Below are 8,611 nucleotides of genomic sequence, written 5' to 3' on the forward strand. Positions count from 1 at the left end.
ATTTTATGTTGAATAAAATAATTTTTGTTTCGTAATCTGAAACATTGTTTCATTTTATATTTTAATTATATACAAAGGATTACATTAAGTCAATTACTTAAAAATATTGTTTTTTTCATTATTTCTAATTTTTCATCTATATTTTGTGCTAATTTCTATATTTTCCTATACATATATTAAAATTATGTTATTTTTTCTACATTTTTATGTGAAATTAATGTTATTATAAATTTTTAACTTTTAAAAATTTATAATTTGGTGTATCTTAAAAGAAGCACTATTTATTTAAGATATAAAAATAGGAGGAAAGTTAATGTCTGATAAAAATTTAGTTCAGTCTGTAGAAAGAGCTTTAAATATACTTGAAACTCTTGCTGAACATCCTAAAGGTTATGGTATAACTCAGATATCTAAAGACTTAGGGTTAAGTAAAGCTACGGTTCATAGATTAATATCAACCTTAAAAAGTAAAAATTTTGTTCATCAAAGTGAAGATTCAGAACAATACATGCTAGGCTATAAAGTTCTTTATTTATCTAATTGCTTAACTCGTAATTTAGATTTAATAAAAGTATCCCATGATTATATTCAAAAATTTTCAAATGAAGTAGATGAAACCGTACATCTTTCAACTTTAGATGAAAATCTTAATAACATAGTATACATTGATAAAATTGAACCAGAAAAATCTAAAAAAAGTTTTATTATGTCTTCTAAAATTGGGAAAACTGCTCCAGCTTATTGTACTGCCGCTGGTAGACTTCTTCTTTCTCAATATACGGACGAAAAAATAAAAGAAATATTAAAAAATCAGGAATTTAAATCATTTACTCTTACAACGCCAAAAAATATTGATGAAGTTATTAAAGAAATCCATTATGCTAGACTAAATGGTTATGCTTTTGACAATATGGAATATGATGATGGTGTAATTTGCATCTCCGTTCCAATATTGGGTAATAATAATCGTATAGTAGCTGCTATGAGTGTATCCGGATTAAGCATTTATAGTACTAAGAACGATCTTTTAAAATTAAAGCCACTTTTAGATACTATTTCTTCACAAATAACAACTATTTTGAAGTGTATGTAAAAAGTAAAATGCATGATTTTAAAATCATGCATTTTACTTTTTATAATATTTTTCTAATACTAAAATTTAAATCTATTAAACTTTTCTTATAATTCCTTAAATAGAAATAAAGCTGTTTAATTAAAAGTTTCATTTAACAGCTTTTCTCTAATTAATATTTAATAACTTCTTTCTGTATACCTTTTGGTGTCTTAGTCACTAAAACTATTTTCCCATACAAATTATATCCATCCACATTCAATAGTTTTTTTCCTTTAAAAACATCATTATGACATATTAATAAAATATATTCATTTTCTCTGTCAATTATCTTTATTCCTTCTGCTTCCCATTTTTCAAGAACTCTTCCAGAACAATTTTTAACTTCCAATTTTTCTACTTTCAAATTAGAATGCTCATTTAAACACCGTACATCTATAATTGTTGTTATAGATGTAAAATCTTCATTATCTATACTACAAATCAATGTAGTAGCTTCTTCTAATAAATTATAGTGATATGATATAGGAGTAGTTTTTAAGGTTCTATTTACATAATCTAAATGGTACATTCTCATATAACCATTTTTACCAATACACAAAGTAGAATTATTCTCTAAAGCAATATTATTATTAGAAAAATGATAATATTGTTTATAATTATGAATTCCTTTTCCATAGAATTCATCAACAACTATCCATATACTAGGCTTTATATATATGATTTTTCTATTAGTAAATACTCCTCCCTTCTCTAAATCCATATAACCTAAATGAGCTCCTTCTATATAATCTATATTGTCTTTACATATAAAAGGATATTTTATAGGCATAGCTGCTTTTTTATATCCCCATGAACCATTTAAAACAGTAAATTCAATATTATCTATTAAAATTGTATTATGTGCAATACAACTTTTAAAATATTCTCTATATTCATTACCTTCTATATAAGTGTATCTCCCTGGATCTATTAGGTAGTCCTCTCCATTGCCAAAAATACTAATATGTAATAAATCAGCATGACCATGTCCACTCCCTAACGTTCCACAATGAAAATACATATAATTATCTTTTTCTTTCCATCCAGATCTCATATAATAGTTTCCACTATCATTAAAAGCATACGATGTGTATTTAGGCTTACTAGCCTGAATTTTCTTGTATTGTTCTATTGAATCAAATCCCAAATCCCATATACTTTCAAAATCTATTAAAGAATATGCACCAAATTTTAATTCACTATCTTTAAAAATATATGCTGCTTTAGTTAAAATATCTCTTAAATCAGTATCATCACTATCACTTTGACAAACTTGACAATGATTTGGTTTTGCCATATATAAATCACTATAAGCTAGTTTTTTAGTTTTCTCTATTATAATTTTAGGTAATGACAAATTATTCTTATTTGCTATAATGATGGAATCTAAATAACAGTGTAATACTTCATTTAAATACATAGGAGATTGCTCCCATTGCATTCCATCATCCATAACCTGAAATTCTATCTGTTCAGTTAATCTTTCTATAGCAGCTTTTAAGTATTTATCTCTATTTTTTAGTTCTGGTATGAATAAACATACGATTAGTAGTCCATGATTCTCTAATACACCCCAATTACTTAATCTAGATGCATCACTAAATTTATCGTATAAAAATTTTGCATGTTCCTCTAACGAAAGAATAAATTTTTCTAAAAGTTTATCAGTAAAATATTTACTATCTTTAAAATACATATAAGCTTTAATCCAATTTTCACATCTTATTCCTGAATCAATAGTTCTCCAAGTGCTTCTATCTGTACCTATTTTTAATGGAACATTATCAATCCAATGTTCTATTTGTTCGCAAAAAGTTTTAGCATATTTTTCATCTTCTGTTAAAGCATATGCTTGACCTAATGTTATCCAGAATCTATGCCTATTTATCATAAACATCCATTCTTCATCATCTGTAGGAGTCTTATCCCAAATAATTTCTTCTCTAAATGTAACTGGTACAAAAGTTCTTTCCATGTCCCATTTCCATTCAAATTTAAAAGTATTATTAACTAAATCATTTGCAATTCTTATAACTTCATTTATATCATTGATAAAATTTTTTTTGCAATAATTAACTATATATTTTAATTCTTTTATTCCATTAAAATATAAATTTACATCATTTCTAGTTCTAAAAAACTTTAAATAATTTTCAGTAAAATTTTTTTTATTTAAATCACCTAATTTTAAAACATTAATGTTAATAATTTCTTTGATATTATTCTTCATGTTATCTCTTCACTTCTCCTACTGAGCTGTTTCCTATTAAATCCATGATTTCATCTTTACTTACTATATTGCTATCACCTAATATAGTATGCTTTATTGCTGAAGCAGCTGTTGCAAATTCTACAGTATCTTTAATATTATCATCTTCTAACAATTTATATATAAGTCCTGCTGCAAATGCATCTCCAGCTCCAACTCTATCTATAATACCAAAATTATACCTCTTACTTTTAACTATTTTACCATCTTTATAAATAATACCTGTTAAAGCATTTTCTGAAGAACTAAAGGTTTCTCTTAATGTAGTAGCTATGTATTTAATGTTAAATTGGTTACACATCTTAGAAAAAACACTTTTAAAATATTCATCATCTAAATTATCTTTAGCTGCATTTAGCATTTTAAAATCACCTGTTTGATTTAAGTCTATCCATCCTATACATAAATCAACATCTTTTAATAAAGGCATAACTACTCTTTTAAATTCATCATAACTCCACAATTGTTTTCTATAATTTAAATCAATACTTATTTTTATGCCTTTACTTTTTGCTACTTCTATAGCTTTCTTTAATACCTTTACACAATTTTTACCTAATGCCGCTGTAATTCCTGTAAAATGAAACCATTCTGCTCCTTCAAATATACTTTCAAAATCATATTTTTCTACTTCACACTCAGTTACAGCAGAATTTTTTCTATCATATATAACTCTAGAACTTCTTATAGAATTTCCACATTCAAGATAATATAGGCCTAATCTTTCTCCTGATTTCACTATGTTTTTTGTATTAATTTTATATCTATTTAAATAATTTACAGCCGCTTCACCTACTAAATTATTAGGAACTGCTGTGAAAAAACATGTTTCTATTCCTAAATTACTTAACATAACACTAGTGTTTGCTTCCGCTCCACCATAATTAATATTAAAACTATTAGCTTGAACTATTCTTTCATTATTAGGAGGTGATAATCTTCCCATTATCTCTCCAAAAGACACAAACCTATTTCTCATAAACTTCACCCTATTTTCTAGCTACTTTAACAGCTTGAACAAATTGAGCTGCTAACTCACTAACCTTATCATAATCTCCATTATCAGCTGGCTTGTTTAAAGCACTTCCTATACCTACTGCTACACAACCATTTTCAATCCATTGTTGAACATTGTCTAAAGATACTCCTCCTGTTGGCATTATAGGTGTTTGTGGTAATGGTGCTTTTATATCTTTTACTATACTTGGTGAAAAATTAGATCCTGGGAATAATTTAATAATATCTACTCCACTTTCTAATGCTGTTATAACCTCTGTAATAGTCATACAGCCTGCCATATATGGAACTCCATATCTATTACATAATTTAGCGGTTTTTAAATCGAATCCTGGACTTACTATATACTCAGCTCCATGTAATATTGCAATTCTTGCTGTTTCACTATCTAATACTGTGCCTGCTCCAATTATTAATTCTTCCTTTGAAAAATTTTCTCTTAAATTTTGTAATACTAAATGGGCATTAGGAACAGTAAATGTAACTTCTATAGCTGGTATTCCACCTTTTATACATGCTTCTGATGTTTTTATTGCTTGTTCTTTATTATTGCATCTTACTACAGCAACAACCCCAACATCAATAATTCTCTTTAATGTTTCTAATTTTTTTATCATATCTCTTCACCTTTTACCTTAATAACTTTAAAATGCAATAAAACTAATTAATTATTTGCTATTATCTTACTAACCATCCACCATCTATTGCTAATATGTGTCCATCCATATAATCTGATGCCTTACTTGCTAAAAATACAACAACTCCCATTAAATCAGCTGGTGTTCCCCATCTTCCTGCTGGAATTCTAGATAGTATTTCAGCATTTCTTTTTTCATCCGCTCTTATTGGTGCAGTATTAGCAGTTTCAATATATCCTGGTGCAATAGCATTAACCTGTATATTTTTACAAGCTAATTCGTTAGCAAATGCTTTAGTTAAACCAGCTACAGCATGTTTACTTGCAGTATATGGAGGAACAAATTTACCACCTTGGAATGAAAGCATTGAAGCAATATTTATTATTTTTCCTCCTCCATTTGCTACCATTATATTTGCAACTTTCTGACTTAAGTAATATACAGCATTTAAGTTTATATCCATAACCGCTTGCCAATCTTCATCTTTGTACTCAAGAAGTGGAGCCCTTCTTATAGTACCAGCATTATTTACTAATATGTCTATCTTTCTAAACTCAGCTATAGCTTCCTCTACTATTCTATCCCTATCTTCAGTCTTAGTTAAATCAGCTTGTATAAAGAACACTTTTCTTCCTGTTTCTTTAATTAATTCTCTTGTTTTATCCCAATTTCTATCATAAGTTGGAATTATTAAATCAGCACCAGCCTTTGCTAAAGCAACAGCATACCCTTGTCCTAGTCCTGTATTACCTCCAGTTACCATAGCTACCTTTCCTTTTAATGAAAAAAAATCCATTGAAAAACCTCTTAAATTATTCATTTTTTCTCCTCCTAAACTAATATACCTTCCGTATTTTCTGTATTTTCTTAATATTTAGACAATTGTAATTTAAAAAAATAAATTTAAAGTTTATATTTACTTTAAAATTATAATTAATAATTTATTTTACATACTTGTTCTTATTATTAAGAGTTACTCCTTAATTCTTTAATCTTTATACAATTCATTTTGATAAGGTATATGATAAGTATTATATAAACTTCTATTATTACTTTTTTACAACACGTAAAAATTAAAAGTAGTAATAAAAAATAACCTATATTAAATACTTATCATTACCTAAATACAATATGAATTTTAATTTATAATATAGTTTATATATTATTATCTTAAATCATCCATATTTATTGCATCCATATCATTAAAAGTTTGATTTTCTCCACACATTCCCCAAATAAATGTATAGTTACTTGTTCCAACCCCTGAATGAATTGACCAACTTGGTGATATTATAGCTTGTTCATTTTTAACAAATAAATGTCTAGTTTCATGTGGCTCACCCATTAAATGAATAACTCTTGTATCATCAGCCATATTAAAGTAGAAATAAACTTCCATTCTTCTTTCATGAGTATGACATGGCATTGTATTCCATACATTATTTGGTTCTAAAATTGTCATCCCCATTAACAATTGACAACTCTTACATACATTAGGATGAACAAATTGATATATAGTTCTTTTATTCAAGTTTGCATTATCTCCTAAATGTACTGGATTTGCATCCTTTATATTAATTTTTACTGTTGGATATGTATGATGTGCTGGAACTGAGTTAATATAAAATTTAGCTGGATTTTTTCCATCTTTAGATTTGAATATAACTTCTTTAGTTCCCATTCCAATATATATTCCATCATGTTTATTCATTTCATATTCTTCACCATCTAAACTAATAGTTCCCGCTTCTCCAATATTGATAATCCCCATTTCTCTTCTTTGTAAAAAAAATTCAACACCCATTTCTTTTCCTGCTTTTAATTCTAAAACACCATCTACAGGCATTGCTCCACCAAATATTATTCTATCTACATGACTATATGTTAAATTTATTTCATCTGTTAAAAATATTTCTTCCTTAAGATAATGTTTTCTTAACTCTGTAGTATCATATTTTTTTGAATCTTGTGGATGATTTGCATATCTTATATCCATTAATATTCCTCCTACTATATCGTTTCGTATTATGAAACATTGTTTCATTTATGTTTTCATTATATCATATGATTTATTAAAGTCAATGATTAAAACTTTTACATACATATACATCTTTTAATTTTTTTACACTTTTATTGTATTTTTCATAAAAAAAACGCTATGTGATTGTTAAAAATAACCACATAGCGTTTTTTTATAAAATCTTTGAAAATTCTTTTAAAACTTTTAAAGCTAATCCTTTTTCTATAGGAGTAAAATATTTTATATATTCACTCTGATCAAATCTTTCAAACAAATCTTTACACATCTCCATCCATTCTTCTGGTATATACACCCAAGCAATTTCATGTGTAGGACAGCTTAATATAAAATGCTCCATTCCCCAAAAACTATACTCTTTTATTTTATGTAAAGTTTTAAATTTCTTATAATGTTTTACTACATCTAAACTTAAATTATATTGATATATATCTACAAAAAAGAAATCAAAATCTTCACTATCTACTTCAAATGCATCTTTATTTATAATTCTTAATTTTTTATTTTCTCCAAAATTATTTTTATAAAGCTGAATAATATCTTTATTAATTTCATATACTATAATCTCTTTTACTAAATCTTTTTTTAAAACTTCTTGTACAAAATAACCTAATCCTAATCCTACTACTCCTACTTTGCCATTAGCTCTCTCTATACTCTCAAAGCATCCTTGTATTTCATTTGGTGAAATCTTCATCCAAATTTTTTCATTTTCTATTAATTCTATTGGAGTTTCTTCTAACTCTTCCTCATAATTATAAAGATATCCTTCTAAACCTTTCTTATTTCCATATTCTATTGATATGTTATTGCTAACTGATTTTTTTATATATTTTTTATATTCTTTTATTTTTTTTTCATTAAACTCTTTCAAATACGGTATCATATATTAATCTACCTATAAAATTAATTTATTATTTTATAAGCAATAATTCACCTTCTTTCTAAAATTATAGAATAATTATCTTTTTTATTATATTATTATTCCTTAATAAATTAAATATTAATAAGGTAATTTTATATTATTATATTTATCTATATTAAATTGTTCCTCATACTTTTTCTCATATTTATTTTTTATTTTTAAATATTTATTATAATCTTCAACCTTTAACTCCTCCCCAATTTCTTCCAAGGCATCTCTTGCTGCTAATCTACTAGATAATTCTTTCCAAAAAGTTCTTTCATTATATTTTGCTAAAAATTCTTCTTTAAAATCCATATTATTAATTAATATACTAGCTAAATTATTAAAATTATTAAAAACCTTCTCATTTGTCCTTAAATTATCATTAAATTCTAATATATATTTTAAAAATTCATTATAATTATCATCTACTTCTAATGTTGATTCTTCTATAATATATGCACCTAATAAACACATTTCCAATAAAGTTTCATATTGTTTTTTAGTAAAATTAATCCTCAAATAAATTCCCCCTTTATGACACCACTTATATAATAATTTTATCATTTTATTTATATAATAAGAACATTAACTCTTCTCTAAATTTATATAGGATAAGACATCATAG

The 8,611-nt window shown here is 25.9% G+C and carries 8 protein-coding genes; 1 reads left to right on the forward strand and 7 read right to left on the reverse strand.

What is annotated here, in order from left to right; translation table 11 throughout:
- Positions 1 to 313 precede the first annotated feature (313 nt).
- Positions 314 to 1,093 (forward strand): IclR family transcriptional regulator, encoded by a 780-nt coding sequence (locus tag GBZ86_RS09925; protein ID WP_152890241.1) that lies wholly within the window; start codon positions 314 to 316, stop codon positions 1,091 to 1,093.
- Positions 1,094 to 1,244: 151 nt separating this feature from the next.
- Here the strand turns inward: GBZ86_RS09925 and GBZ86_RS09930 are convergent, their stop codons facing one another.
- The 7 genes from GBZ86_RS09930 to GBZ86_RS09960 all read right to left on the reverse strand — a co-directional run bounded on the left by GBZ86_RS09930 (position 1,245) and on the right by GBZ86_RS09960 (position 8,505).
- A complete protein-coding gene (locus tag GBZ86_RS09930; protein WP_152890243.1) occupies positions 1,245 to 3,344 on the reverse strand; it encodes an alginate lyase family protein in 2,100 nt (699 codons plus the stop codon).
- Between the two features lies 1 nt (position 3,345).
- Entirely contained in the window at positions 3,346 to 4,362 is a 1,017-nt protein-coding gene (locus tag GBZ86_RS09935) for a sugar kinase (protein ID WP_152890245.1), read from the reverse strand.
- Between the two features lie 10 nt (positions 4,363 to 4,372).
- Complete coding sequence (locus GBZ86_RS09940) at positions 4,373 to 5,017, reverse strand: bifunctional 2-keto-4-hydroxyglutarate aldolase/2-keto-3-deoxy-6-phosphogluconate aldolase (RefSeq protein WP_152890246.1); 645 nt, start codon at positions 5,015 to 5,017, stop codon at positions 4,373 to 4,375.
- Between the two features lie 61 nt (positions 5,018 to 5,078).
- A complete protein-coding gene (kduD, locus tag GBZ86_RS09945; protein WP_152890248.1) occupies positions 5,079 to 5,858 on the reverse strand; it encodes a 2-dehydro-3-deoxy-D-gluconate 5-dehydrogenase KduD in 780 nt (259 codons plus the stop codon).
- 345 nt (positions 5,859 to 6,203) lie between these two features.
- Positions 6,204 to 7,034, reverse strand: coding sequence for a 5-dehydro-4-deoxy-D-glucuronate isomerase (kduI, locus tag GBZ86_RS09950; protein ID WP_152890250.1), 831 nt, complete (start codon positions 7,032 to 7,034; stop codon positions 6,204 to 6,206).
- 196 nt (positions 7,035 to 7,230) lie between these two features.
- A complete protein-coding gene (locus GBZ86_RS09955; protein ID WP_152890252.1) occupies positions 7,231 to 7,962 on the reverse strand; it encodes a polyamine aminopropyltransferase in 732 nt (243 codons plus the stop codon).
- 117 nt (positions 7,963 to 8,079) lie between these two features.
- Complete coding sequence (locus GBZ86_RS09960; RefSeq protein WP_152890254.1) at positions 8,080 to 8,505, reverse strand: hypothetical protein; 426 nt, start codon at positions 8,503 to 8,505, stop codon at positions 8,080 to 8,082.
- Between the last annotated feature and the right edge of the window lie 106 nt (positions 8,506 to 8,611).

Source organism: Clostridium tarantellae (assembly GCF_009295725.1).
GTDB lineage: Bacteria > Bacillota > Clostridia > Clostridiales > Clostridiaceae > Sarcina > Sarcina tarantellae.

Bases quoted from the DNA above. Each gene is read 5' to 3' on its own strand.
- GBZ86_RS09925 (WP_152890241.1), top strand. From the start codon at position 314: ATGTCTGATAAAAATTTAGTTCAGTCTGTAGAAAGAGCTTTAAATATA.
- GBZ86_RS09930 (WP_152890243.1), bottom strand. From the start codon at position 3,344: ATGAAGAATAATATCAAAGAAATTATTAACATTAATGTTTTAAAATTA.
- GBZ86_RS09935 (WP_152890245.1), bottom strand. From the start codon at position 4,362: ATGAGAAATAGGTTTGTGTCTTTTGGAGAGATAATGGGAAGATTATCA.
- GBZ86_RS09940 (WP_152890246.1), bottom strand. From the start codon at position 5,017: ATGATAAAAAAATTAGAAACATTAAAGAGAATTATTGATGTTGGGGTT.
- kduD (WP_152890248.1), bottom strand. From the start codon at position 5,858: ATGAATAATTTAAGAGGTTTTTCAATGGATTTTTTTTCATTAAAAGGA.
- kduI (WP_152890250.1), bottom strand. From the start codon at position 7,034: ATGGATATAAGATATGCAAATCATCCACAAGATTCAAAAAAATATGAT.
- GBZ86_RS09955 (WP_152890252.1), bottom strand. From the start codon at position 7,962: ATGATACCGTATTTGAAAGAGTTTAATGAAAAAAAAATAAAAGAATAT.